Source organism: Nocardia sp. NBC_01503 (assembly GCF_036327755.1).
Classification (GTDB): Bacteria; Actinomycetota; Actinomycetes; order Mycobacteriales; family Mycobacteriaceae; genus Nocardia.
In genome coordinates this window covers 201,741-226,369 of record NZ_CP109596.1, presented here as the reverse complement: position 1 = coordinate 226,369, position 24,629 = coordinate 201,741, and the positions used below count along the sequence as shown (strand labels likewise).

26 protein-coding genes are annotated in these 24,629 nt (G+C 66.6%); 24 read left to right on the top strand and 2 right to left on the bottom strand.

From position 1 onward, the window contains the following. The first annotated feature begins 58 nt into the window (after positions 1-58). From ffh to OHB26_RS00830, 21 genes are all read left to right on the top strand, one after another. Positions 59-1,630 (top strand): signal recognition particle protein, encoded by a 1,572-nt coding sequence (ffh, locus tag OHB26_RS00930; protein WP_330182339.1) that lies wholly within the window; start codon positions 59-61, stop codon positions 1,628-1,630. 148 nt (positions 1,631-1,778) lie between these two features. Further along, complete coding sequence (locus OHB26_RS00925; RefSeq protein ID WP_330182338.1) at positions 1,779-2,879, top strand: metal-dependent hydrolase family protein; 1,101 nt, start codon at positions 1,779-1,781, stop codon at positions 2,877-2,879. Positions 2,880-3,541: 662 nt separating this feature from the next. Beyond that, positions 3,542-4,096 carry a dihydrofolate reductase family protein gene (locus OHB26_RS00920; RefSeq protein ID WP_330182337.1) on the top strand — a complete coding sequence of 185 codons (555 nt, stop codon included), beginning with the start codon at positions 3,542-3,544 and terminating at the stop codon, positions 4,094-4,096. A 201-nt stretch (positions 4,097-4,297) separates the two neighbouring features. Continuing rightward, positions 4,298-4,744, top strand: a complete 447-nt coding sequence (rpsP, locus tag OHB26_RS00915) for a 30S ribosomal protein S16 (protein WP_330182336.1) — start codon at positions 4,298-4,300, stop codon at positions 4,742-4,744. After that, positions 4,744-4,986: an RNA-binding protein gene (locus OHB26_RS00910; RefSeq protein ID WP_067574801.1), complete on the top strand. Its 243-nt coding sequence runs from the start codon at positions 4,744-4,746 to the stop codon at positions 4,984-4,986. The genes rpsP and OHB26_RS00910 overlap by 1 nt, the downstream gene beginning before the upstream one ends. A 2-nt stretch (positions 4,987-4,988) precedes the next feature. Beyond that, complete coding sequence (gene rimM, locus OHB26_RS00905) at positions 4,989-5,525, top strand: ribosome maturation factor RimM (RefSeq protein WP_330182335.1); 537 nt, start codon at positions 4,989-4,991, stop codon at positions 5,523-5,525. 5 nt (positions 5,526-5,530) lie between these two features. Next, a complete protein-coding gene (trmD, locus tag OHB26_RS00900) occupies positions 5,531-6,220 on the top strand; it encodes a tRNA (guanosine(37)-N1)-methyltransferase TrmD (protein WP_067574804.1) in 690 nt (229 codons plus the stop codon). A 125-nt stretch (positions 6,221-6,345) separates the two neighbouring features. Next, positions 6,346-8,826, top strand: coding sequence for a Tex family protein (locus OHB26_RS00895; RefSeq protein WP_442942827.1), 2,481 nt, complete (start codon positions 6,346-6,348; stop codon positions 8,824-8,826). An 867-nt stretch (positions 8,827-9,693) separates the two neighbouring features. Further along, a complete protein-coding gene (locus OHB26_RS00890; RefSeq protein WP_330182334.1) occupies positions 9,694-10,563 on the top strand; it encodes a hypothetical protein in 870 nt (289 codons plus the stop codon). Positions 10,564-10,588: 25 nt separating this feature from the next. Continuing rightward, entirely contained in the window at positions 10,589-12,256 is a 1,668-nt protein-coding gene (locus OHB26_RS00885) for an alpha-keto acid decarboxylase family protein (protein WP_330182333.1), read from the top strand. A 168-nt stretch (positions 12,257-12,424) separates the two neighbouring features. Beyond that, positions 12,425-12,766, top strand: coding sequence for a 50S ribosomal protein L19 (gene rplS, locus OHB26_RS00880; RefSeq protein ID WP_153807837.1), 342 nt, complete (start codon positions 12,425-12,427; stop codon positions 12,764-12,766). Between the two features lie 74 nt (positions 12,767-12,840). After that, positions 12,841-13,632, top strand: a complete 792-nt coding sequence (gene lepB / locus OHB26_RS00875; protein ID WP_442942826.1) for a signal peptidase I — start codon at positions 12,841-12,843, stop codon at positions 13,630-13,632. An 87-nt stretch (positions 13,633-13,719) separates the two neighbouring features. Next, entirely contained in the window at positions 13,720-14,403 is a 684-nt protein-coding gene (locus OHB26_RS00870; RefSeq protein ID WP_330185444.1) for a ribonuclease HII, read from the top strand. 43 nt (positions 14,404-14,446) lie between these two features. Next, positions 14,447-14,752: a DUF2469 domain-containing protein gene (locus OHB26_RS00865; RefSeq protein ID WP_067514125.1), complete on the top strand. Its 306-nt coding sequence runs from the start codon at positions 14,447-14,449 to the stop codon at positions 14,750-14,752. Between the two features lie 85 nt (positions 14,753-14,837). Then, the gene (locus OHB26_RS00860; protein WP_330182332.1) at positions 14,838-15,197 is read left to right on the top strand and encodes a YraN family protein; all 360 of its coding nucleotides are present in this window, start codon (positions 14,838-14,840) and stop codon (positions 15,195-15,197) included. 1 nt (position 15,198) lies between these two features. After that, complete coding sequence (locus OHB26_RS00855) at positions 15,199-16,707, top strand: YifB family Mg chelatase-like AAA ATPase (protein ID WP_330182331.1); 1,509 nt, start codon at positions 15,199-15,201, stop codon at positions 16,705-16,707. A 410-nt stretch (positions 16,708-17,117) separates the two neighbouring features. After that, on the top strand, positions 17,118-18,314 hold the full coding sequence (gene dprA, locus OHB26_RS00850) for a DNA-processing protein DprA (RefSeq protein ID WP_330185443.1): 1,197 nt from the start codon (positions 17,118-17,120) through the stop codon (positions 18,312-18,314). 32 nt (positions 18,315-18,346) lie between these two features. Further along, on the top strand, positions 18,347-19,270 hold the full coding sequence (locus tag OHB26_RS00845; RefSeq protein ID WP_330182330.1) for a tyrosine recombinase XerC: 924 nt from the start codon (positions 18,347-18,349) through the stop codon (positions 19,268-19,270). Positions 19,271-19,281: 11 nt separating this feature from the next. Beyond that, positions 19,282-20,067 carry an N-formylglutamate amidohydrolase gene (locus OHB26_RS00840; RefSeq protein WP_330182329.1) on the top strand — a complete coding sequence of 262 codons (786 nt, stop codon included), beginning with the start codon at positions 19,282-19,284 and terminating at the stop codon, positions 20,065-20,067. A gap of 84 nt (positions 20,068-20,151) precedes the next feature. Then, the gene (locus OHB26_RS00835; RefSeq protein ID WP_330182328.1) at positions 20,152-20,913 is read left to right on the top strand and encodes a siderophore-interacting protein; all 762 of its coding nucleotides are present in this window, start codon (positions 20,152-20,154) and stop codon (positions 20,911-20,913) included. Between the two features lie 103 nt (positions 20,914-21,016). Continuing rightward, positions 21,017-21,388, top strand: coding sequence for a hypothetical protein (locus OHB26_RS00830; RefSeq protein WP_330182327.1), 372 nt, complete (start codon positions 21,017-21,019; stop codon positions 21,386-21,388). A gap of 116 nt (positions 21,389-21,504) precedes the next feature. On the opposite strand, the gene OHB26_RS00825 is transcribed toward OHB26_RS00830, so the two are convergent. Together OHB26_RS00825 and OHB26_RS00820 are read right to left on the bottom strand one after the other, a co-directional pair. After that, positions 21,505-22,020, bottom strand: a complete 516-nt coding sequence (locus OHB26_RS00825; RefSeq protein ID WP_330182326.1) for a DUF1990 family protein — start codon at positions 22,018-22,020, stop codon at positions 21,505-21,507. Positions 22,021-22,045: 25 nt separating this feature from the next. Next, the gene (locus tag OHB26_RS00820; RefSeq protein WP_330182325.1) at positions 22,046-22,558 is read right to left on the bottom strand and encodes a M23 family metallopeptidase; all 513 of its coding nucleotides are present in this window, start codon (positions 22,556-22,558) and stop codon (positions 22,046-22,048) included. A gap of 156 nt (positions 22,559-22,714) precedes the next feature. Here OHB26_RS00820 and OHB26_RS00815 point away from each other — a divergent pair, with 156 nt between their 5' ends. The 3 genes from OHB26_RS00815 to rpsB all read left to right on the top strand — a co-directional run bounded on the left by OHB26_RS00815 (position 22,715) and on the right by rpsB (position 24,561). Continuing rightward, positions 22,715-23,149 carry a YidH family protein gene (locus tag OHB26_RS00815; protein ID WP_330182324.1) on the top strand — a complete coding sequence of 145 codons (435 nt, stop codon included), beginning with the start codon at positions 22,715-22,717 and terminating at the stop codon, positions 23,147-23,149. Continuing rightward, complete coding sequence (locus tag OHB26_RS00810; protein WP_330182323.1) at positions 23,146-23,475, top strand: DUF202 domain-containing protein; 330 nt, start codon at positions 23,146-23,148, stop codon at positions 23,473-23,475. Before OHB26_RS00815 ends, OHB26_RS00810 begins: the two co-directional genes overlap by 4 nt. A gap of 225 nt (positions 23,476-23,700) precedes the next feature. Further along, the gene (gene rpsB / locus OHB26_RS00805) at positions 23,701-24,561 is read left to right on the top strand and encodes a 30S ribosomal protein S2 (protein ID WP_330182322.1); all 861 of its coding nucleotides are present in this window, start codon (positions 23,701-23,703) and stop codon (positions 24,559-24,561) included. The last annotated feature ends 68 nt before the right edge of the window (positions 24,562-24,629 follow it).

Here is a 24,629-nt window from a genome sequence, read left to right as displayed (position 1 = left end):
GTCGCAGATCCCACTACCCTGGTATCTCGAGTGACGTCCCTCGAGATCAGGAGCATCGGTGTTCGAATCCCTTTCCGACCGGTTGGCCGGTGCCCTCAAGGATCTGCGCGGAAAGGGGCGCCTGTCACCCGCCGACATCGATGCCACCGCCCGCGAGATCCGACTCGCCCTGCTCGAGGCCGACGTCGCGCTGCCGGTGGTCCGCACCTTCATCGCCAAGATCAAGGAGCGCGCCAAGGGCGCCGAGGTCTCCGCGGCGCTGAATCCGGCGCAGCAGGTCGTCAAGATCGTCAACGAGGAGCTCATCGCCATTCTCGGCGGCGAGACCCGGCGACTGCAGTACGCCAAGAACCCGCCCACGGTCATCATGCTGGCCGGTTTGCAGGGCGCCGGTAAGACCACCCTCGCGGGCAAGCTCGCGAAATGGCTGAAGGGGCAGGGGCATCAGCCGCTGCTCGTCGCCTGTGACCTGCAGCGGCCGGGCGCGGTCACCCAGCTTCAGGTTGTCGGTGAACGCGCCGGTGTGCCGGTGTTCGCGCCCAATCCGGGCACCTCCATCGGCGGTGGCGAGAACCCGCTCGGTGTCTCGGCCGCCGATCCGGTGGATGTGGCGCGCCGCGGTATCGAAGAGGCCAAGGCCAAGCAGTACGACATCGTCATCGTCGATACCGCCGGTCGCCTCGGTATCGACGCTGAGCTGATGGCACAGGCTGCGGGCATTCGCGATGCCGTCAATCCGGACGAGACCCTGTTCGTCCTGGACTCGATGATCGGTCAGGACGCGGTCACCACCGCCGAGGCCTTCCGCGACGGTGTCGGCTTCACCGGCGTCGTGCTCACCAAGCTCGACGGTGACGCCCGCGGTGGTGCGGCGCTGTCCGTGCGTGAGATCACCGGCCAGCCCATCCTTTTCGCCTCCACCGGCGAGAAGCTGGAGGACTTCGACGTCTTCCACCCCGACCGTATGGCCAGCCGCATCCTGGGCATGGGCGATCTGCTCACCCTGATCGAGCAGGCCGAACAGGTCTACGACGCGCAGCAGGCCGAGGAGGCCGCGCGCAAGATCGGCTCGGGCGAACTCACCCTCGAGGACTTCCTTGAGCAGATGCTCGCCATCCGCAAGATGGGCCCGATCGGCAACCTGCTCGGCATGCTGCCGGGCGCCGGTCAGATGAAAGATGTTCTCGCGCAGGTCGATGACAAGCAACTCGACCGCGTCCAGGCCATCATCCGCGGTATGACCCCCGCCGAGCGCGATAACCCGAAGATCATCAACGCCTCTCGCCGCCTGCGCATCGCCAACGGCTCCGGTGTCACGGTCTCCGAGGTCAACCAGCTCGTCGACCGCTTCTTCGAAGCCAAGAAGATGATGGGCATGATGAGCCGCCAGTTCGGGCTGCCCGGCTCGCGCGGTGGCAACAAGGGTAAGGGCAAGGGCAAGAAGGGTAAGAAGGGCGGCCGCGGCCCCACCCCGCCGAAGGTGCGCGGCGGCTTCCCCGGCATGCCCGCCCTCCCGGGTGGGATGCCCGGCGGGATGCCGGACCTGTCCAACATGCCCGCCGGTCTGAACGAGCTCCCCCCGGGTCTGGAGGGCTTCGACCTCTCCAAGCTCAACTTCCCCAAGAAGTAAGGCTCACAAGAGAATCCGGCCCTGCCTTGCGGCGGGGCCGGTGCTCGTTCGGGCCCGGACTCGCCTTTCCGAGTAACTCCCATCCCCGCCCGGACGGGGTCCGGCCTCGTTCTAGTATGTGAAACAGTCCGAGACACGGAGGTCGGCGATGCGGCTGCATTTTCGCGGAGTGGTTCTGCCCGGATCTGAGGTACTCGATCTGTGGGTGCATGACGGGGTCATCTCGTTCGAGCCGCTCGCGGGTGCCGAGACCGTGCACGCTTCGGGATGGATCGTGCCGGGGCTGGTGGACGCGCACTGCCATGTCGGAATCAAATACGGTGGCGGGGACGAGGATTCGGACGGGGCGATCGCGCAGGCCGAGGTGGAGCGGGATGCGGGAGCGCTGCTGTTGCGCGATGCCGGTTCGCCGATAGATACGCGGTTCATCGACGACCGCGAAGACCTGCCCGAGATCATTCGCGCGGGGCGGCATATCGCCCGCCCGCGCAGGTACATTCGCGAACTCGGCATCGAGCTCGACGACGAACGGGATCTACCGGAGATCGTCGCCGAACAGGCTCGGCGCGGGGACGGCTGGGTGAAGATCGTCGGTGACTGGATCGACCGGTCGATAGGTGATCTGGCTCCGCTGTGGTCGGATGCCATTCTGAAAGAGGCCATCGACGCGGCCCACCGAGAGGGCGCGCGGGTCACCTCGCATGTGTTCGGCGAGGACGCGCTCTACGGGCTGCTGGACGCGGGTATCGACTGCATCGAGCACGGCACCGGCCTCACCGACGAGACCATCGCGATGATGGCGCGCAACGGCACCGCACTGGTCCCGACGCTCATCAATATCGACACCTTCCCCGAAATCGCCGACAGCGCAGGTAAATTCCCCATCTACGCGGCGCATATGCGCGACCTGCATCGGCGTTCGCGGGAGACCGTGGCCAAAGCACACGAGGCGGGGGTGCCGATCTATACCGGCACCGATGCGGGTGGTTCGATCCCGCACGGTCGCATCGCCGATGAGATATCCGCCCTCGCCGGTGCGGGTTTCAGCACGCACGACGCGTTGGGCGCCTCCTCCTGGAATGCGCGCTCCTGGCTGGGCCGCTCCGGTATCGAACCCGGAGCTCGCGCGGATTTCGTGGTCTACCAGCAGGATCCGCGCCTGAATCTCGCCGCGCTGAGCACTCCCGCCTGGGTGGTGCTGCGTGGTCGCGTTTACGATCGCCGCGATCCCGTCACCGGGTACCGGTAATTCCATGGGCTACTCCGACCGGCGGTCCGGCTTCTAGAATCCTTCTCACGCAGGCATTCGGAGGGGAATTGCCATGAGTACCACACCCGGCGGTCCCCAGCCGCTGCGGCGAATTCCCGGTCGAGGGCAGATTTCTCGACCGGTTCGCCGTGCCCGCCGATAGGCGCCCGTACCGCCGCGAATTACTCGGATAGCCCCCTTATCAGGGCGTACTCGTCGGTGCCGCATGTCAGAATCCCAGGGATCGAGAGTGATCCCCCACCGCATAAGCGCGGAGGTCTACGCGGCGGCAGGCGAGACCGTCGTCGCGCCGGGGCCTGTTCCGGTCACGGTCGACACCTCACTCTTGAGCTGACCGCGCGAAATCGGTTCACAGGTTGACGGATTCGGCTACGCGAAACAAGTGAATCAGTCATGCTTCACATGTTTTGTCGTTCCACCTTGTGAGGAGAAGACCTTGGGTTCCGTCGAGAGCTTTGTGACGGCCGTGCTGGCCGGACTGGTCGTCAAGCTGCTGACCGGCAGCATCGGCCACTAGCCGCACGCACACCAGCCCATCGAGGTCGCGCGGGCTTCGGTGGGCTGTCGCATGTCCGACCGATGAATTCCGGGTCCCAAGGGAGTCCTGAGTCGAAGGACGTTTCACGACCGGGAGGTTGATCATGCGGGATCTGGTTGTCACACAGAACATCACGCTCGACGGAGTCATCGACGCCAGCCAGGGCTGGTTCAGCGTCGGCGCGGGCGAACACGGCGAAACCGACGATGTACTCGCCGAACTCATGAAACACACCGAGAACTGCGATGCGGTGCTGTACGGGCGGGTCACCTTCGAAGGCATGCGCGAGTACTGGCCGAAACAGGCCGACGATGAAACCGGCATCACCGCCGAACTGAACGAGATGCGCAAATACGCGGTCTCACGGACCATGGGCGATCCGGGCTGGCAGAACTCCGAGGTGCTGCGGGACCTCGATGAGGTCCGCGTGCTCAAACAGCAGCCGGGCAAAGATATCGTCAGCACCGGCAGTATCACCCTGGTTCACGATCTGACCGCCGCCGGACTTGTAGACGAATACCGGCTGTTCGTCTATCCCGTGGTGCTCGGACAGGGTGCACGCATGTTCCCCGAGGGCGCCAAGGTGCCGTCGCTGCGGCTGATCGAGAACAAGCGGTTCCGCTCCGGCATCGTGCTGCTGCGCTACCGCACCGACTAGCCCGATTTCCGAGGCGTGTGGCCCGTCTGGCAGAATGGTCGATCGTCCTCATCGAGGACAGTGCAGCCCGTCTCCGGATACGTTCCGCGCGGCGGTCACACACTCAACGCAAAACCGGGCCCACCCCGTGTGGGCTGCTGAATTGCGCCGTGACCAATCAGGCCCTCCCGTGTGGAAGGCCGCCATCGAAAGGCACAGCTAATGGCTGTTCGTATCAAGCTGACCCGCATGGGCAAGATCCGCAACCCGCAGTACCGCATCGTCGTCGCCGATGCCCGTACCCGTCGTGACGGCCGCGCGATCGAATCCATCGGCATCTACCAGCCCAAGGAAGAGCCCTCGCTCATCCAGATCGATTCCGAGCGCGCGCAGTACTGGCTGGGTGTCGGCGCGCAGCCGACCGAGCCCGTGCAGCGTCTGCTGGAGATCACCGGCGACTGGCAGAAGTTCAAGGGCCTGCCGGGCGCCGAGGGCACCCTGAAGACCAAGGCCCCCAAGCCGTCCAAGCTGGACCTGTTCAACGCCGCGCTGGCCGCCGCCGACAGCGAGCCCACCGCCGAGGCCGTCACCCCGAAGAAGAAGGCCGCCAAGAAGGAGGAAGCCGCAGAGGCTTCCACCGAGGCTGCCGAGACCCCGGCTGCCGAGTAATGACGGCCGTCGTCGCCGATGCCGTCGAACATCTGGTTCGCGGCATCGTCGCCAATCCGGACGATGTCCACGTCGAGCTGATCACCAGCCGTCGTGGCCGGACCGTCGAGGTGCACGTGCACCCCGATGATCTGGGCAAGGTGATCGGTCGCGGTGGTCGTACCGCCACCGCACTGCGCACCCTCGTCGCCGGTATCGGCGGTAAGGGCATTCGCGTCGACGTGGTCGACACGGATCAATAGAGATGGAACTCGTCGTCGGGCGGGTCGCCAAGTCGCACGGAGTGCGCGGCGAACTCGTCGTAGAGGTCCGCACCGACGAGCCGGATCTGCGTTTCGCGCCCGGCAGCACCCTCAAGGGGCGGCTGCCGAAGGCGAAGCAGATCAACCAGTACGTCGTGGAGTCGGCCCGGGAGCACTCGGGCCGGCTTCTCGTGCGTCTGGACGGGCTCGTCACGCGTGAAGCCGCGGATGCGTTGCGCGGCATGCTCTTTGTGATCGATACCGCCGATCTGCCGCCTTCGGAGGAGTCGGACGAGTACTACGATCACGAACTCGAAGGTCTGACAGTGCAGCTCGGTGACGGCACTGTCGTCGGCAAGGTGCGCGAAGTCCTGCATTCCGCTGCGGGAGAACTGCTTTCGATCACCGCGGCCGAGGGATTCCCGCCCGCGGGGCGAGAGATCCTGGTGCCCTTCGTGAATGCCATGGTTCCGACCGTCTCGATCGCGGACTCGCTGATCGTCATCGATCCGCCCGAGGGTCTGCTGGATCCGGAGTGAGCGCGATGCGAATCGACGTCGTCACGATCTTCCCCGAATACCTGGAGCCGCTGCGAACGGCCTTGCTGGGCAAGGCGATCGACAAGGGGCTGCTCGAGGTCGGCGTGCACGATCTGCGCGGGTGGACCCATGACGTGCACAAGGCCGTCGACGACACCCCGTACGGCGGTGGGCCCGGCATGGTCATGAAGCCCACGGTGTGGGGTCCGGCGCTGGACGATGTGTGCCCGGACGACGCGTTGCTGGTGGTGCCCACCCCCGCCGGTGTGCCGTTCACCCAGCGGACCGCCGAAAGATGGTCCGCCGAAAAGCATTTGGTGTTCGCCTGTGGACGCTACGAGGGCATCGATCAGCGGGTTTTCGATGATGCCGCCCGGCGCGTACGCGTCGAAGAGGTCAGCATCGGCGACTACGTGCTGATCGGCGGGGAGGCCGCGGTGCTCGTCATGACCGAGGCCGTCGTCCGCCTGATTCCCGGCGTGCTCGGCAATCAGCAGTCACACGAACAGGATTCGTTCTCCGACGGACTGCTCGAGGGGCCCAGCTACACCCGTCCGGTCTCCTGGCGCGGTCTGGACGTCCCGGAGATCCTGCTCTCGGGCAATCACGCCAAGATCGACGCCTGGCGGCATGAGCAGTCCCTGGAGCGCACCCGGGAACGCCGCCCCGATCTGCTGCCCCCGACCGGCGAGTAACCTTCGCGCCGTTCGCGTTTCCGCGTGTCTCGCGGTGTGTCGAAAATCCCGGCGAGTGCGACTATCCGGTCTTTCGGTGCGGCACTGTTCAGCCTTGTCCCCGTACGACGGTAGTGTCTGCGGGCGTGACGATAGCCTCCGAACCTGTCAACGCAGACACCGTCAGCTCCACCGGAACCGGAACCGTCCGCCTAGCCAGTGTCGGCCGCCGTATCGCCGACGAGCTGGGGGTACGGGAAGAACAGGTGCGTGCCGCCGTCGAACTCCTCGACGCCGGATCCACCGTTCCGTTCGTGGCCCGGTACCGCAAGGAGGTCACCGGCGGCCTGGACGACGCGCAACTGCGCCAGCTCGACGAGCGCCTGCACTACCTGCGCGAACTCGACGAGCGCCGGGGATCGATCATCGAATCCATCCGCGGTCAGGGCAAATTGGATGACGCGCTGCACGCGCAGATCATGCTCGCCGACACCAAGGCCCGCCTGGAAGACATCTACCTGCCGTACAAGCCCAAGCGGCGCACCAAGGCGCAGATCGCGCGCGAGGCCGGACACGAGCCCGTCGCCGATGCCCTGATCAACGATCCGACCACCGATCCCGCGCAGTACAACGCCGAACAGCTCGACGGCGCGCGCTCGATCCTGGTGGAGCGCTTCGCCGAGGACGCCGACCTGGTCGGTGAATTGCGCGAGCTGATGTGGAATCGCGGGCAGATCAGCTCCAGCGTGCGCGCGGGCAAGGAAGAGGCGGGCGCGAAGTTCGCCGACTACTTCGAATTCAGCGAGCCGTTCTCGAAGCTGCCGTCGCACCGCATCCTCGCGCTGCTGCGCGGTGAGAAGGAAGAGGTGCTCACCCTGCACCTCGAGGCCGACACCGAAGAGCCCGAACCCGGCGAGCGCACCATCTACGAAGGCCGCATCGCCCACAAGTTCGGCATCGCCGCCCAGGGCCGCGCCGCCGACACCTGGCTGCTCGACACCGTGCGCTGGGCCTGGCGCACCAAGCTCCAGGTGAGCATGGGCATCGATATCCGCATGCGACTGCGCCAGTCCGCCGAGCGCGACGCCGTCGACGTCTTCGCCATGAACCTGCGCGATCTGCTGCTGGCCGCACCCGCGGGCACCCGCACCACCATGGGTCTGGACCCCGGCTTCCGCACCGGTGTGAAGGTCGCCGTGGTCGATGCCACCGGCAAGTGCGTCGCCACCGAGGTCATCTACCCGCACACCGGACAGACCGAGAAATCCCTCGCGGTGCTGGGCGCACTGGTGGCGCGCTTCAAGGTGGAGCTCATCGCCATCGGCAACGGCACCGCCTCGCGCGAAACCGATGCCCTTGCCGCCGAACTCATCTCGCGTATTCCGGAGAACAAGCCCACCAAGATCGTGGTCTCCGAAGCGGGCGCGTCGGTGTACTCCGCCTCCGCGTACGCCTCGGTGGAGCTGCCCGATATGGATGTCTCACTGCGTGGCGCGGTCTCCATCGCCCGCCGCCTCCAGGACCCCCTGGCCGAGCTGGTGAAGATCGACCCGAAGTCCATCGGCGTCGGCCAGTACCAGCACGACATCTCCGAGACGCTGCTCGCCCGCTCCCTCGGCGCGGTCGTCGAAGACGCCGTGAACGCGGTCGGCGTCGACGTCAACACCGCCTCGGTTCCGCTGCTGTCGCGCGTCTCCGGTATCAGCGGCGCGGTCGCGGAAAGCATTGTCGCCCACCGCGACGCCAATGGACCGTTCCGCAGCCGCACCGCGCTGCTGAGCGTTCCACGCCTGGGCCCCAAGGCCTTCGAACAGTGCGCGGGCTTCCTCCGCATCCGCAACGGTGACGACCCCCTGGACACCTCCTCGGTCCACCCCGAGGCATATCCGGTGGTCCGCCGCATGCTCGAGGCCAGCGGCCGCGGCATGCACGAACTCATCGGCAATACGACGGCCCTGCGCGCCCTGCGCCCGGCCGACTTCACCGACGAACGCTTCGGCGTCCCCACGGTCACCGACATCATCGCCGAACTGGAGAAGCCCGGTCGCGACCCCCGCCCCGAATTCAAAACCGCCGAATTCGCCGCTGGCATCGAAAAAGTCGCCGACCTGAAGCCCGGCATGGTCCTGGAAGGCGTGGTCACCAATGTCGCGGCCTTCGGCGCCTTCATCGACATCGGCGTCCACCAGGACGGCCTCGTCCACGTCTCCGCCATGTCACACAACTTCATCAAGGACCCTCGCGAGGTCGTGAAATCCGGCGATGTGGTCAAGGTCAAGGTCATGGAGGTGGACGTCCAACGCCAGCGCATCGGCCTGTCCCTCCGCCTCGACGACGAGCCCGGCGCACCCAAACCCGAACGCGGCGAAGGCCGTCCGCGCGGCGGCCAGGGCCAGCGGCCCCAGGGCCAGGGGCAAGGCGGCGGTGCCCGCCAGGGCGGCCAAGGCAATAACCCCCGGGGCGGCCAGGGTGGCGGTGGTGCTGCGCGCGGCGGCCAGGGTGCCGGTGGCGCTCGCGGTGGCCAAGGTGGCGGCGGTGCCCGCGGTGGCCAGGGCGGCAACCGCCCGCAAGCCGCGCCCTCCGGCTCGATGGCCGACGCCCTCCGCCGCGCTGGCTTCGGCAAGTAGCTCCGTACCTACCGGTCGGCAGAGACGAATCAACATGGATGTACTCACGCAGGGGTCTACTCGACGTTTGCCTGCGTGAGTACATCGGTGTACGTCTCTCCCGGGGAATCGGTCGAATGGGACGGTAGAAGGGGATGTACCCGGGGCCTTCGTAGCCGAATGCCCTGCGGGGCATCACGTTCCAGCGGGGTTCGGCAGAATGCCACGATTTTTCAGAGTGGTTACCTCGCCTGCCGTACCCGGCTTTCGCTCCCCACTCGGGCGCGAATACTCGCGCCCCAGCCGGGTCGGCCGGTAGCGGGAACCTTCAGAACCACCACGAAAAAACAAACTCCCCCACCCTCGAAGTCATCACACCCCGTGTCTAACCCGCACACCCCTTGTACGGGGTGTGATACCAGTACGCGGGGTGTGATAGCCCTGTGTCAGTGGTGCGGTCACCTCGGAAGTGGGGTACGGGCACCCCGAGGCGGCCCACTTTGCCCGGATTGTCTACTTCGTGCGGGTGGTTCCTCTGGTCCTGGCGTCTTTTGTCTTGGTTCTTGGTCTCTTGTTTTTTGTCGTTGGGGTTCTGAAGGTTCCCACGGCCGGCCGACCAGGCTGGTAGGTGAGAGTGTGCTCCCAAAAGGGGGAGCGAAAGCCGGGTACGGCAGGCGAGGTAACCACGCTGAAAAATCGTGGCCATCCTCCGAACCCCGCTGAGGCTGAAGGTGATTCGTCCGAGTCTGCTACGTAGGCCCCGAGTCGTAGCCGGAGGTTCATTCGACGGCCGATCTCGCGCGGGAGAATAGCCCTGACATGGGCATCCACAACCCATGGCTAGGCTCGGCAATGACCTTATGAGCGGATCCCGGAGACGAGAGTGGCATGAGAGGTTTTCACCGGTGGTGGGAGGACGACGTCATCGACAACGGCCGCCTACCCCTGGCCTGCCTGCTGCTCGGCTTCATCATCGGCTTCATCCTGATCCGCATCAGCGTGCGGCTCATCCGCAAACAGGTGCGCTGGTGGCCCGGGAACGTCCGCGCGGGCGATGTGCACATCCACCACATGGTCTTCGGCGTGATCCTGGTACTGGGTTCCGGTGTCGGCCTGGTGACGCTGTACGACAGCAGCAGCGGTGTGGTCGGTGCGGTGGCGGCGGTCTTCGGTGTGGGCGCGGCGCTGGTGCTGGACGAGTTCGCGCTCATCTACTACCTGCGTGACGTGTACTGGGAGGAGCAGGGCCGCACTTCGGTCGACGCCGTATTCGTCGCGGTCGCGGTGACCGGGTTGCTGCTGCTGGGTTTTCATCCACTGTGGTTGCTGGACATCAATGATCTGCGCTCGGATCCGGGTACCGCCGAACGCGTGGTGATCGTCGTCTTCGCGGTGGTGAATCTGCTGCTGGCCGCGATTGTCATTGCCAAGGGCAAGATTTGGACCGGCCTGTTCGGCATGTTCTTCCCGCCGCTGCTGTTCGTCGGCGCGCTGCGCTTGAGTCGGCCGGGTGCGCCGTGGGCACGCTGGCGTTACGGCACTCGCCGTGGGCGGATGCGGCGTGCGATCGTGCGCGAACGCAGGTATCGGCGGCCGGTGATTCGCGCCAAGATCTTCCTGCAGGATCTGGTGGCCGGTAGCCCCGATGTCGCCCATGTGCGACGCGCCGCCGAGGAGGAGTTGGTGCGCACCGTGGTGCCCGCGCCCTCCGCACCATTACCCACGCCACACCTGGGTAGCCGAAAGATCGCTGACTGAGCGATCGGCATGCCAGGGTTTGAGCATGGGCTACGTTGTCGGCGATTATCTGCTCGATCGGCTCCACGAACTCGGAGTCACCGAAATATTCGGGGTACCTGGCGATTTCAACCTGCAGTTCCTAGATCATGTGGTCCGGCATCCGGGCCTGCGATGGGTCGGCAGCGCCAATGAACTCAATGCCGGCTACGCGGCCGACGGGTACGCGCGACTACGCGGGATCGGCGCGGTCGTCACCACCTACGGTGTCGGCGAGCTCAGCGCCGTCAACGCGATCGCGGGCAGTTACGCCGAATACGTCCCGGTCGTGCACATTGTCGGTGTCCCGGCCAAGGACATTCAGGCCAATCACCGGATCATCCATCACACACTCGGCGACGGGGACTTCCACCACTTCCGCCGGATCGCCGCCGAGGTCACCTGCGCCCAGGCCGATCTCGGTGCCGCCGATGCCTGCCAGGAGATCGACCGGGTACTGAATTCCGTTCTGGTGCACCGCCGTCCGGGCTATCTGATGCTCGCCACCGATACCGCGCGCATGGCGGTCGACCCGCCGACCGCGCGCCTGTCACCACCCGCCGACTTCAGCAGCGACGGCGCGCGAGCCGCTTTCGCCGTGGCCGCCCGCGAATTCCTCGCCGAGCGACGCGTGACGATACTGGCCGACATCTTCGTCAATCGCATCGGCGCGACCGATCAACTGCGCGGTCTGCTCGCCTCCGGCGATCTGCCGTACGCCACCCTGGCCTGGGGCAAAACCCTGGTCGACGAATCGACCCCGAACTTCCTGGGCGTCTACACCGGCGCGGCCTCACCCGAGAGCGTGCGCGCCGCGGTCGAGGACGCCGAACGCCTGGTGACCGTCGGCGTGCAGTACACCGACAGCATCACCGCCGGATTCAGTCATCGCATCGACCCGCGCCGCACCATCGATATCGGCCCGGAGCGCACGGTCATCGGCGGTGTCGACGCCTTCGCCCCGCTCTCGCTGACGGCCGCGCTGGAGGTGCTCACCGATCTCACCGAAGAGTTCGCCGATCCGGACAAGACGATGCCGACCGCCGATGTCATCCCGATGGTCACCGACGCCAATGAAACCCCCCTCACCCAGGCCACGCTCTGGCCGCTCATCGCCGGAGCCCTCGACAACAACAATGTGGTTGTCGCGGACCAGGGTTCGGCCTTCTTCGGCCTGGCGACCCTGCGCATGCCGACCGGCATCACCTTCATGGGCCAGCCGCTCTGGGGCTCCATCGGCTACGCCCTGCCCGCCGCGCTGGGCGCGGGCCTGGCCTGTCCGGATCGCCGCGCCGTGCTGGTGATCGGCGACGGTGCGGCGCAGCTCTCCATCCAGGAGTTGGGCACCTGGATTCGTGAGCGGCTCACCGGCGTCATCGTCCTGGTCGACAATGACGGCTACGCCATCGAACGCGCCATCCACGGACCGAACGCCCCGTACAACGACATCGCCCCCTGGCGCTGGTCCGAACTCCCGCACGCCTTCGGCGGCGATGAGGACTCGGTGCTGACACTGCGCGCGACCACGGTCGGCGAACTACGCGAATGCCTGGAGGTTGCCGCGGCAGCGCAAGACTGTCTGGTTTTCCTGCAGGTGGTCACGGGACGCACTGATTACCCGCCGCTGGTCTCCGATATAGCATCGGCGATAACCCGGGCGAACTCCCGCTCCTAGCCCCGATTACAAGGGGTGCGGTTTCGTCTGGCACAATACTCAGGTTGCCTTGGGCGCTCGCATGCCCGGGCACCGCCCAATTATCCGGAGCACGAACCGGTAGAGCATCTCCCGCTCGGGAGGTAGCCGCCAGGTTCCTCTGTTCGCGCGAATCCAATAAGGACGGAAATGAACACCCTCGACTTCGTCGACGAAAAGTCGCTGCGTAGCGACATCCCGGCATTCCGCCCGGGTGACACGGTCAACGTGCACGTGAAGGTTATCGAAGGCAACAAGGAGCGCGTCCAGGTCTTCAAGGGCGTCGTGATCCGCCGTCAGAACGGTGGCATCCGCGAGACCTTCACCGTGCGCAAGGTGTCGTTCGGTGTCGGCGTGGAGCGCACCTTCCCGGTGCACTCGCCGAACATCGACCACCTCGAGGTCGTCACCCGTGGTGACGTCCGCCGCGCGAAGCTGTACTACCTGCGCGATCTGCGTGGCAAGGCCGCGAAGATCAAGGAAAAGCGCTGAGCTAGCTTTTCGCCCAGAACGCCGAGTAGCCCGGCACCGCATGGTTCTTCGCGGTGCCGGGCTACTCTGTTCCGGTGGCAGACGAGAGCGAGTCGGTGACGGTGTCCGGTGCGGACGACGAGGGTCGGGCAGCGGATGCGCCGACCAGCAAGCCGAAGAAGAAGCAGCGGCCGTTCTGGCAGGAACTGCCGATGCTCATCGGCATTGCCGCGGTCATCACCGCGCTGGTCGTGACATTCATCGGACGGCCCTATGTGATTCCGTCGCAGTCGATGGAGCCCACCCTGCACGGATGCGCGGGCTGCACCGGCGACCGCATCTATGTGGAGAAGCTGAGCTACTACTTCGGTGATCCCAAGCCGGGTGATGTGGTGGTGTTCGTCGGCCCGACCAATGACTGGAACAAGCACTACACCTCCATCCGCTCGCGGAACACCGTGGTGCGCGGCGTACAGAACTTCCTCTCGTTCTTCGGCCTGGTGCCGCCGGATGAGAACGACCTGGTCAAGCGGGTGGTCGCGACCGGCGGCCAGACCGTGCAGTGCTGTGACGCGCAGGGCCGCATCCTGGTCGACGGCAAACCGTTGGACGAGCCGTACGTGAAGTTCAACAATCCGTTCGATCCGGCGCACCCGGATGTGCCGTTCAATGCCGGCGGTCGCGCGTTCGGGCCGATCAAGGTGCCGAACGGCAATCTCTGGGTGATGGGCGACAATCGCGCCGAATCCGCGGACTCCCGCTATCACATGCGTGACGAGTTGCAGGGCACGGTTCCGGTCGACGATGTGCGCGGTAAGGCGGTCTACAAGATCTGGCCACTGGGCCGGATCGGATTCGTGAAGTCGCAAGACCCTCAGTCCAACTGAGCACAGCGGGATAATCGACCGGTGGGGAAGATGGCGAACGGGTCCATACGTGGTGTGAAGCCACGGGGCGGCAAGGTGATTCAGCCGATCGAACGCGGCGACTGGCCGCCGCGCGTGGTCATGCGCAAGGCGGGCGGGCTACGCACGCTCGAAGCGGCCTTGATTCGCAGCGGCCTCGGTCCCGTCGCCGGGGTCGACGAGGCGGGCCGCGGTCCGTCGGCGGGCCCGCTGGTGGTGGCGGCCTGTCTGCTCGCACCCAAGGCGTACACCTCGCTGGCCGGACTGGACGACTCCAAACGGCTCACCGAGGCGGCCCGCGAGGAGCTCTTCCCGATCATCAAACGGGTCGCCCTGGCCTGGAAGGTGATCGTCATCCCCGCCTGGGAGATCGACGCCATCGGTATTCACGTCGCCAATATCGAGGGCATGCGGCGTGCGGTGGCGGGGCTGGACCCGGTGCCCGGGTACGTTCTCACCGATGGGTTCCGGGTGCCGGGCATTCCGGTGCCGTCGCTGCCGGTGATCGGCGGCGACGCGTCGGCGGCCTGTATCGCCGCGGCGAGCGTGCTCGCCAAGGTCACCCGGGATCGGATGATGGTGCAGCTGGACGAGCAATTCCCCGGTTATGGATTCGCCGGTCACAAGGGCTACAACACGCCCGAACACACCGAGGCCCTACAGCGGTTGGGCATCACCCCGGAGCACCGTCGGTCCTGGCGCAATGTGCGCGAGACCGGCCGGGTGGCTACCGATACCGCGTATGCGGGATGATGTCTCTACACCCAGTTGGGCGACAAGGAGGACGTTCCACCCGATGAGCGCCGAGGATCTCGAGAAGTACGAAACCGAGATGGAACTCTCGCTATATCGCGAGTACAAGGACATCGTCGGCCAGTTCTCATATGTGGTGGAGACCGAGCGCCGCTTCTACCTGGCCAATACGGTTGAACTGCGGCCGCAGAACGCCGATGGCGAGGTGTACTTCGAGGTGCGCATGTCCGATGCGTGGGTCTGGGATATGTACCGGCCCGCTCGCTTCGTGAAGCATGTTCGCGTCATCACCTTCAAGGATGTCAATATCGAAGAGCTGGAGAAGCCTGACCTGCGGCTTCCGGAGTAATCCACAGCTTTTCGCTATCCACAGGCAACCTGTTTCCGCAGGTCGGCATGGCCGGGTCCGCTTCGGGCCCGGCCATGCTGGCCTCATGGGAGACAATCTCGCGCTCGGAGCGCATGGGGAGGAGCTGGCGGCGCGGTACCTGAGCGCCGCCGGGATGGAGATCGTTGCACGCAATTGGCGATGCCGGTACGGGGAACTGGATCTGATCGGGCGGGACACCGAGGGGGTGACCGCCTTCGTCGAGGTGAAGACGCGGCGCGGGGTCGCCTTCGGGTCGCCTGCCGAAGCGGTCACGTTTCTGAAGCAGCAGCGGATTCGGCGGCTGGCGCTACTGTGGCTGCACGAACAGCAGTGGCCGTGGTCGCGGGTCCGGTTCGATGTGGTGTCGGTGCTCATGCGGCAGGGCACCGAGCCGGTGGTGGAACACCTCAAGGGGGTGTTCTGAAATGCCTTTGGGGAGAGCGTTTTCGGTGGCCGTCGCCGGGGTGGACGGGCAACTGGTGGAGATCGAGGCCGATATCGGGCAGGGATTGCCCTCGGTGCACCTGGTGGGGCGGCCCGATACGACATTGCAGGAATCCCGTGATCGAGTGCGGGCGGCGGTCAGCAATACCGGGGAGAAGTGGCCGGACGGCCGGGTGGTCCTGGCCCTGTCCCCGGCGACATTGCCCAAGGTCGGCAGCGTCTACGACCTGGCCTTGGCGGCGGCGGTACTGGATGCGGCGGGCTCGATTCCCGCGCAGCGGCTCGCCGATACGGTGCTGCTGGGTGAGCTGGCCCTGGACGGCCGGGTCCGCCGCGTCCGCGGCATCCTGCCCGCCGTACTCGCCGCCCGCACGGCCGGTCGCGGCACGGTTGTGGTGCCCACCGCCGCGCTGCCCGAGGCCGGGCTGGTGGACGGTATCCGCGTCCTGGGCGCCGCCAGCCTGGGCGAACTGGTGGATTGGCTGCGCGGCGGCGGGGAGTTGGCACTGCCGGAGCCCACCGCGCCACCGCTCGTACCGCCCACCGGCGACCTGCGGGAGGTGGTAGGCCAGGACGAGGCCCGCTGGGCGCTGGAGGTGGCCGCCGCCGGTGGGCACCACCTGCTGCTCACCGGCCCGCCCGGCATCGGCAAAACCATGTTGGCGCAGCGTCTTCCGGGCCTGTTGCCGCCACTGCGCGAACGTGAGTCCCTGGAGGTGACCGCTATTCACTCGGTGGCGGGGATCCTCTCGGATGATCACCCGTTGATCTTCTCGCCGCCCTTCGTGGCCCCGCACCACTCGTCGTCGGTGGCCGCGATGATCGGCGGCGGTTCGGGTTCGGCCCGCCCGGGCGCGGCCAGCTGCGCCCATCGCGGCGTCCTGTTCTTGGACGAATGCGCGGAGATCGGAACGAAGGTCCTCGAAGCGCTGCGAACTCCCTTGGAGGAGGGCGAGGTTCGCATAGCCCGCCGCGACGGCGTGGCGCGCTATCCGGCCAGATTCCAATTGGTCCTCGCCGCGAACCCATGCCCTTGCGCGCCCGCGCGCGATATCGACTGCATCTGTGCCCCGCTGGCCCGCCGTCGCTATCTGGGCAAACTCTCCGGTCCCTTGCTCGACCGCATAGACCTCGCTGTCCAAATGCATGCCCAATCCGCAGGAGCCTTGAGCGGTGAAGAGGTCGAAAGCAGCGAGGTGGTCCGAGCCAGGGTGGCGGTGGCCCGTAACGCCGCCGCCGAGCGCTGGTCCGCCCTGGGTCTGTCCACCAATGCCGAAGTCCCAGGCCACATCCTGCGCCAAATGTTCCGCCTCCCACGGGAGGCCCTCGCCCCGGTGGAGAACGCTCTCCGCCACGGCCGCATGTCCGCCCGCGGCGCGGATAGAGCGATAAGGGTTGCCTGGACGGTTTGTGATCTTCGCGGCGGCGATCTCCCCACCGCCCAGGACGTCCTGCAGGCCTTGAACTTCCGACAGCGAGGTGCCGCATGACCGCGCGGCCCGGCCATGCCTCCGGCGATCACCGCATCGGACGTACCGACCACAGCCGAAGCCGCGGCCCTGCCTGCGATTCGAACGACTCGGACCCCTGGTCGCCTGACTACGCTGCGGAGAATCGCTGTACCCCAAGAGAATCCACGCCTGCCTCGGTCGAATCGAGCAGCGGCACAACAGCGCCGACCGTTGACCAGGAATTCGCGGTGACAGCGCAGTCCGGACGTGACAGCGAATCAGCGGGCGGCGAGACCGCTGCGAATGGGACGGTGCCGCTGACTCTTTCGAAATGCGGCCTTCCTGCCGGGAACGAGACCGTGGCCGCCGGAGCGGCCGGCGATGACCATCCCGCGTGCGCGGCGGTCGATGCCGACCGGCTCGGCAACGGAGATGCCGAGGCACGCAGACTGGCCTGGGTCTATTTGTCGCGGGTTGTCGAAGGGCCTTGTGCGGCATTGTCTTCGCTGATCGAGTCGGTCGGGGTGGTGGAGGCGGCGCGGGCGGTGCGAGAGTGTGCGCTGCCCGAGGTGCTACGGGGGCCGACCGAGATGCGGCGTGGGATCGACCGGGCCGCAGCGGATTTGGCGTTGATGGCCAAACTCGGAGGGCGGGTTGTGACCCCGGATGATGCGGAGTGGCCCGCTTGGCGGATGTTGGGGTTGCGACAGTTGGATCCGGAACAGGATGACGCGGCTGCCGTGCCGTTGGTGCTGTGGGTGCGCGGACCTCGGTCGCTGTTGGAGTGCACCGAGCGGGCCGTGGCCGTTGTAGGTGCTCGGTGCAGTACCGGGTATGGAAATCACGCCACGGGGGAGATCGCGGGGGAGCTCGCGGCGCGGGGGTGGACGGTGGTGTCCGGGGCGGCGTTCGGGATCGACGGGATGGCGCATCGGGCGGCACTGGCGGTGGGCGGGTCCACGATCGCGGTGCTCGGATGCGGTGTCGACCGGCCGTATCCGGTGCAGCATGATCACCTGCTGGCCGAGATCGCCGCCAGCGGGCTGGTTGTCAGCGAGTATCCGCCCGGTACATCGGCCCGGAAGCATCACTTCCTGGCGCGGAATCGGCTCATTGCCGCGCTGGCGGACACGGTGGTGGTCGTGGAGGCGGGTGCGCGGAGTGGTGCGCGCAATACCGTGAAATGGACTCGTCGCCTGGGGCGCCCGGCCTTGGCGGTCCCGGGGCCGATCACTTCGGCGGCCTCGGTCGGCTGCCACCGGATGATTCGCGATGGTGAGGCATTTCTGGTGACCAGCGCTGCCGACATCCTCGACGAGGCCGGGCCACTGCGCTTCTCCCTGCCGACGACCGTCTCCGCATCGCCGGAGGACGATCTCTCCGACGACGAGGCGCTGATCTACGCCGCCTTACCCGCGGCCGGTTCACGAGTGGCGCGCTCGTTGATGGTCGAGACCGGACTTTCGCTTCCGGTTGTCCGCGCGACATTGTCCGCATTGGAGATCGCGGGGCTGGTCGCCTGCGACGACTCCGGCTGGTACCGCCTCGCCCGCTCCACCACCCGCGGCGCGGAAGCCATAGTGGCCGAACACGACCGGAACCGGCGCAGGCGCGGCCGTGGCACGGTCGACGGCGCGGGGGCTTGATTTGCCGGGTGGGGGAGGTGAACGGTGGGGGGATGAGTGGATTGCCCGAGGATCTGGAGGAGCTGCTGACCGAGTACGGGCGGCATTTGCGGCTGGGGCGGAATCGGTCGGAGCATACGGTGCGGGCCTATATGGGGGATGCGCGATCGCTGCTGGAGCATTTGGTGGAGCGGGCGGCGGATTCCGGTGTGGGGGAGGTGGATTTGGCCTTGCTGAGGGCGTGGTTAGCGGCGCAGGCGGCGGGCGGTGCGGCTCGCACGACCATGGCGCGACGGACCTCCTCGGCGCGGACATTCACGGCCTGGCTGACGCATACCGGGAGGTTGGGCGTGGATCCGGGGCCTCGGCTGGGGTCACCCAAGGCGCATCGGGTGCTGCCCGCTGTTCTCGGGCGAGATCAGGCACGAGCGGCCATGGATGCGGCGGAATCGGGTGCGGCGCAGCATGATCCGATGGCGCTGCGGGATCGGCTTATCGTGGAGATGTTGTACGCCACCGGGATTCGGGTGAGCGAATTGGTCGGCCTCGATATCGAGGATGTGGATCGGGAGCGGCGATTGGCGCGGGTGCTGGGTAAGGGGAACAAGGAGCGGGCGGTGCCCTTCGGCGGACCGGCCGATCAGGCACTGGACGCCTGGTTGCGGTTCGGCCGGGCGGCGGTGGCGACTCCGCAGTCCGGGCGGGCGCTGCTACTCGGGCGGCGCGGGCGGCGACTCGATCCCAGACAGGCCAGAACCGTTGTGCACGAGGTTATCTCCGCGATTCCCGGTGCACCGGATATGGGGCCGCACGGCTTCCGGCATACGGCGGCGACACATCTGCTGGAGGGCGGGGCCGACCTGCGGGTGGTACAGGAGATTCTCGGTCATGCCAGCCTGGCCACGACGCAGCTCTACACGCACGTCTCGATCGATCGCCTGAAGAAGGTGCACGACCAGGCCCATCCGCGCGCATGAGCACGGCTGCGATGCCCGACTCGGTCGCATTGTGGCCGGGCGCGGCCGATTCACCGGTGATCCTGCACGTTCCGCACTCCTCGCGAGTGATTCCGGCAGCCGTTCGCGGCGATATCGTCCTCGATGACCAGGCGTTGGTCCGCGAACTCGACCACATCACCGATGCGCACACCGCACAATTGGCCGCCACCGCCGCGGCACTTGCCGCGACGCGGCCCTGGCAATTCGTGAACCGGCTTTCCCGGCTGGTCATCGACCCGGAGCGCTTCCCCGACGAGCGTGAGGAGATGCTCGCCGTCGGTATGGGCGCGGTCTACACGCGCACAACGCATCGGGACCTGCTGCGGGACAAGGATTTCGACCCCGTACTGCTCCTGGATAGTTACTTCCGTCCGTATGCGCGGGCAATGACCGATGTGGTCGCCGACCGACTGCTGGCGACCGGACGTGCCGTAATCATCGATGTGCACTCGTACCCCACCGAACGCCTGCCCTACGAACTGCACGGTGACGGCGACCGCCCGTCGATCTGCCTCGGCGTGGACGATTTCCACACTCCGGCCGAGCTGAAAGCCTATGCCGCGGAGGCATTCGCGGAGTTCGGCGGCGTCGGAATCAACAGTCCGTTCGCGGGAACCTATGTTCCGCTGGACTGCTACGGCATAGATCCGCGCGTCTCCGCGTTGATGGTGGAGATTCGTCGCGACACCTATATGACCGAGCCCGGCGGTCCGCCGGGTCCCGGCCTCGAGCCCCTGGCCGACGCACTGGCCACGCTGGTCGACAAGTTGTCGTGATCGACGATCTATCGGAACTCTATCGACGAACAGTCGAAGCGCATGCTAGGTTGAGTTAGGTAACCCTAATTATGGAGGTGCCCCTTGGCCCGCGTCCGCACAACCTTTGTCGTTCAGAACACCATCCGCCTCTCGGAGCATCTGATCCGCGTGCACCTGGGCGGCCCCGGCTTCGCCGCCTTCCAGCCCAACGGCTTCACCGATGCCTACGTCAAACTGGCTTTCCCCAGCGCGGACGGTGACGTCATGCGCACCTATACCGTGCGCTCGGTGGATGCCGCCGCGCAGGAGATCGCCATCGACTTCGTCTACCACGGTGACGAGGGCGTAGCCGGTCCGTGGGCGGCCGCCGCCGAACCCGGTGACACCATCGACCTGCTCGGCCCCGGCGGTGCGTACGCTCCGCGCGCGGACGCCGACTGGCATCTGCTCGCCGGTGACGACTCCGCCCTGCCCGCCATCGCCGCCGCTTGTGCCGCCCTCCCCGGTGACGCGATCGGTCGCGTCTTCGTCGAAATCTCCGGCCCCGCGGACGAACTCGCCTTCGTCCATCCCGAGGGTGTGGAACTGACCTGGATCCACCGCGGCGACGCCGATCCGGGCGAGCGCCTGGCCGCCGCCGTGCGCGCCGAACCCTGGCTCGAAGGCCAGGTCCACGTCTTCATCCACGGTGAGGCACAAGCCGTCATGCACGACCTGCGCCCGTACATCCGCAAGGAACGCGGTGTCACCGCCGAATGGGCATCCATCTCCGGTTACTGGCGTCGCGGCCGCACCGAGGAGGGCTTCCGCCGCTGGAAGTCCGAACTCGCCGAGAGCGAAAAGGGCACGCCCGCAGGGGTTTGACCGACGCCGTAAGGGTCGGACCGCCGACGGTGACCGGCCCGACCGCGCGACCGACCTCGAATATGTTCGACGAAGCTCGCCGCCGCACGTAGCGTCGATGATCATGACGACCGAACGCCCCAGCGAAGTCCCGCCCCTGCGTGATCGCCTGCGCGCTGCCCTCCCGGTGGCCATGAAGGCGCGCGATCGAAGTGCCACCGCCGCACTTCGATCGGCGCTCGGGGCGATCGACAATGCCGAGGCCGTCGACGCATCCGATGTTCACGCGGGCGCGATCGAGACCAGCGCCGTCGGTTTGGGCACCGCCGAGCGTGCTCGCCGCATCCTCACCGAAGCCGATATCGCGGCCATCGTCCAGTCGGAGGTCGACGAGCGCCGCACCGCCGCAACGGAATACGAGTCCCTGACCGGAGGAGCCGACCGAGCCGCCGCGCTCCGCGCCGAAGCGGACGCCCTCGCCGGACATCTGGACTAGCGAAAGAGCCGACCGCGATCCCTCGGCGTCGCATCCGTCCCGTCAACGACCGCGCAGGTATTCACGCTGGTGATAGTCGAGAAGGCCACTGCGGCATTACCCGCACATCGGCTGTATCAGCGCGGGCGCAGGGTTGCTATGTAGCGAGCGGCGAACCAGCGCTGGATGATTCGGACGACCGGGCCGCCTACCCGGGTGTACCAGGTGCCGGGGCGGGAGAAGGCCGCGACCATGCCGTGGACCGAGTCATCGGCGGGGTCGTATTCGACGGCGAACAACTCCTCTCCGCTCTCCGGGTGTCCGGGAAGCGTGCCGTAGGCGAAGCCGCGTCGGTTGGGTTCATCGAGGACATAGACCACACGGCACGGGGCGGTGATCCCGAACGGACCGAACCCGAGCCGGACACTCAATTCGGTGCCGGGTTCGGCGTTCGGCGTACTCGCCTGAACGAAAATGCCGGTCCCACGCTGCATTTCGTATGCGAGGAGCTGCGATCCGGCCTTGTCGAACAACGCCCGCCCCGAACCGATTCGGCGGCGTAGCCGGAAATGGTCGTACCCCGGTGGGAATTCACCACCGGTGGCTCCGACATCGGAGTAGGTGAATGGGGCTGAAGCGGACTCGTGCGACATTCCTACATCCTGGCCCCATCGTTCTTCATCCGGTGGTCGGTGTCAGGGGTTTGAGCCGGATAGGCGTCTGATGGATCAGGCCCAGCGGATTCAGATAGTCGCGTCCCCGGCGCAATCCCCAGTGCAGGCAGGCACTCACCGGACAGCCGCTGTGACCGCGATCGAGGGTCCCGATCGCGGTACCGCGATTCACCGTGCGCCCCACCGGAATTGACGGCGTCACCGGCTCATAGGTGGTGCGCAGTCCGCCGGGATGGTCGATGGAGAGCACCGGTTTGCCCGCGACCGTTCCGGCGAAGACCACCGTGCCAGCAGCCGCGGCCAGCACCTGCTGTCCCGGGGATCCGGCCAGGTCCACGCCGCGATGCCCCGGCAGCCAGTTCCGCTCCGGTTTGTCGAATCCGCGCACCACCGCCGGTCGAGGTTGTAGCGGCCAGTCGAATCCGGTCGGCGCGGCGAGGCATTCCGGTGCGAACAGCACCGGTCCGAGCAGCAGTAGGGGCAACCAGCCGAGGGCGATCGACACGATCAGGCGCATGCGTTCACTGTGCGCGTCCGCGTCTGTCCCCGGACTACCGTGAACGGCGAATGTGGATACTCCGCGCCTTGTGAATACCGCATGGTTGAAATCCTCGAAAGTTGCTGTACCAGGCACTATTCGCCAGCTCACCCGCAAAAACGAAGGAGAATGCAGATGGGCTCCGCCGAGCCGTCCGGAAATCCCGCGAAGCGGGACGAGACCGCTGTCGAACGAGGGATCGCCGACAGCGAAGCCCGGATCGAAGAGCTCACCGAGGTCCATGAGCAGGAGCTCGACTACCGTTTCACCCTCGCCAACGAGCGCACCTTCCTGGCCTGGATGCGCACCGCGCTGGGCCTGCTCGCGGGTGGCGTCGCGGTGCATGAACTCGTGAAACCCTTCCGCCATCACGGAGTCCGTTCGGCGGTTGCTGTCAGCTGCATCGTGCTCGCGGGCGTTATCGCGGTCGGCGCGTACGGTCGCTGGCGGCATGTGCAGGCGTCGATGGAGCGCGGTGACAAGCTCCCGCGCACGCTGATGGTCCCGATTCTGGCCGGCGGCATCGCGGTGATCGCGGTGCTCGCGGGCATCGGCCTGCTGCTGTCGTGACCGGTCCGGAGGCGGGTCTCGCGGCCGAGCGCACCGCTCTGGCCTGGCGGCGCACCGCGATCGCGGCCATGGCCAACGCGGTGCTCTTCCTCAAAGCCGGTTTCGACAGTGATTGGCCTGCGGTGACGGTGGCCGAATTCTTCGCCTGTATCGCATTGTTGGTGGTCACGGTGGTGTGTGTGCGCCGCGGTCGAGTACTGCATTCACATCGCAAGGGCGACTGGAACAATGGCGCGCGAGGTATTCGCGCGGTGACCGTCTCGATTGTCGCGGTGGCGTTGGTCGCGATGGTGCTCACGGTCGAATACGCCGTCCTGGGAAAGTGAGTATCCCCAGGCCAGCGGGTTGCGCGCGGGGCCGATTTCGGTCTCGGATGACGGCACCGTAAACTGATCCAGCGGTTTGCTTGAACGCAACCCGACTTCGCGCGCCCACATCGAGGGTCGTCGGCTGGTCCCCCAGATTTTCAGTTGGAGGTTCCGGTGGCCGTGGGCGCCAGGGCAGAGATCGCCGATCCCTGCGTCAACCAGCAATGAAAGGGTTACGAGGCCATGCCCGTCGTAACAATGCGGCAGCTGCTCGACAGCGGCGCCCACTTTGGACACCAGACCCGTCGCTGGAACCCGAAGATGAAGCGCTTCATCTTCACCGACCGCAACGGCATCTACATCATCGATCTGCAGCAGACGCTGACCTACATCGACAAGGCCTACGAGTTCGTCAAGGAGACTGTCGCCCACGGTGGCACCGTCCTCTTCGTCGGTACCAAGAAGCAGGCCCAGGAGTCGATCGCGGCCGAGGCCACTCGCGTCGGCATGCCCTACGTGAACCAGCGCTGGCTGGGCGGCATGCTCACCAACTTCGGCACCGTGCACAAGCGCCTTCAGCGTATGAAGGAGCTCGAGGCCATGGAGCAGACCGGTGGCTTCGAGGGTCGCACCAAGAAGGAAATCCTCATGCTGACGCGTGAGAAGAACAAGCTCGAGCGCACCCTGGGCGGCATCCGGGATATGGCCAAGGTTCCCTCGGCCATCTGGGTTGTCGACACCAACAAGGAGCACATCGCCGTCGGTGAGGCTCGCAAGCTGAACATCCCGGTCATCGCGATCCTGGACACCAACTGCGATCCCGACCTGGTCGACTACCCGATCCCGGGTAACGACGACGCGATCCGTTCGGCCGCGCTGCTCACCCGCGTTGTGGCTTCCGCCGTCGCCGAGGGCGTGCAGGCTCGTGCCTCGCGTGCCGGTGGCGATTCGAAGCCCGAGGCCGCCGAGCCGCTCGCCGAGTGGGAGCAGGAACTGCTGTCTTCGGCCACCCCGGCCGCCGAGGCCGAGGCTCCTGCCGTCGAGACCGCCGCTGAGGCCGCGGTTGCCGAGGTTCCCCCGGCTTCCACCCCGGCTGATTTCTGAGTCGCGTCCTAACGACGTTCGTTCACCCTGCCGCCCCTTCCTGTTCGGAAGCGGGCGGCAAGGTGTGA

What these genes read in the sequence shown, in the direction of transcription:
- OHB26_RS00925 (WP_330182338.1), top strand. Translation starts at nt 1,779, where the DNA reads ATGCGGCTGCATTTTCGCGGAGTGGTTCTGCCCGGATCTGAGGTACTC.
- OHB26_RS00920 (WP_330182337.1), top strand. Translation starts at nt 3,542, where the DNA reads ATGCGGGATCTGGTTGTCACACAGAACATCACGCTCGACGGAGTCATC.
- rpsP (WP_330182336.1), top strand. Translation starts at nt 4,298, where the DNA reads ATGGCTGTTCGTATCAAGCTGACCCGCATGGGCAAGATCCGCAACCCG.
- OHB26_RS00910 (WP_067574801.1), top strand. Translation starts at nt 4,744, where the DNA reads ATGACGGCCGTCGTCGCCGATGCCGTCGAACATCTGGTTCGCGGCATC.
- rimM (WP_330182335.1), top strand. Translation starts at nt 4,989, where the DNA reads ATGGAACTCGTCGTCGGGCGGGTCGCCAAGTCGCACGGAGTGCGCGGC.
- trmD (WP_067574804.1), top strand. Translation starts at nt 5,531, where the DNA reads ATGCGAATCGACGTCGTCACGATCTTCCCCGAATACCTGGAGCCGCTG.
- OHB26_RS00890 (WP_330182334.1), top strand. Translation starts at nt 9,694, where the DNA reads ATGAGAGGTTTTCACCGGTGGTGGGAGGACGACGTCATCGACAACGGC.
- OHB26_RS00885 (WP_330182333.1), top strand. Translation starts at nt 10,589, where the DNA reads ATGGGCTACGTTGTCGGCGATTATCTGCTCGATCGGCTCCACGAACTC.
- rplS (WP_153807837.1), top strand. Translation starts at nt 12,425, where the DNA reads ATGAACACCCTCGACTTCGTCGACGAAAAGTCGCTGCGTAGCGACATC.
- OHB26_RS00865 (WP_067514125.1), top strand. Translation starts at nt 14,447, where the DNA reads ATGAGCGCCGAGGATCTCGAGAAGTACGAAACCGAGATGGAACTCTCG.
- OHB26_RS00860 (WP_330182332.1), top strand. Translation starts at nt 14,838, where the DNA reads ATGGGAGACAATCTCGCGCTCGGAGCGCATGGGGAGGAGCTGGCGGCG.
- OHB26_RS00855 (WP_330182331.1), top strand. Translation starts at nt 15,199, where the DNA reads ATGCCTTTGGGGAGAGCGTTTTCGGTGGCCGTCGCCGGGGTGGACGGG.
- OHB26_RS00845 (WP_330182330.1), top strand. Translation starts at nt 18,347, where the DNA reads ATGAGTGGATTGCCCGAGGATCTGGAGGAGCTGCTGACCGAGTACGGG.
- OHB26_RS00840 (WP_330182329.1), top strand. Translation starts at nt 19,282, where the DNA reads ATGCCCGACTCGGTCGCATTGTGGCCGGGCGCGGCCGATTCACCGGTG.
- OHB26_RS00830 (WP_330182327.1), top strand. Translation starts at nt 21,017, where the DNA reads ATGACGACCGAACGCCCCAGCGAAGTCCCGCCCCTGCGTGATCGCCTG.
- OHB26_RS00825 (WP_330182326.1), bottom strand. Translation starts at nt 22,020, where the DNA reads ATGTCGCACGAGTCCGCTTCAGCCCCATTCACCTACTCCGATGTCGGA.
- OHB26_RS00820 (WP_330182325.1), bottom strand. Translation starts at nt 22,558, where the DNA reads ATGCGCCTGATCGTGTCGATCGCCCTCGGCTGGTTGCCCCTACTGCTG.
- OHB26_RS00815 (WP_330182324.1), top strand. Translation starts at nt 22,715, where the DNA reads ATGGGCTCCGCCGAGCCGTCCGGAAATCCCGCGAAGCGGGACGAGACC.
- rpsB (WP_330182322.1), top strand. Translation starts at nt 23,701, where the DNA reads ATGCCCGTCGTAACAATGCGGCAGCTGCTCGACAGCGGCGCCCACTTT.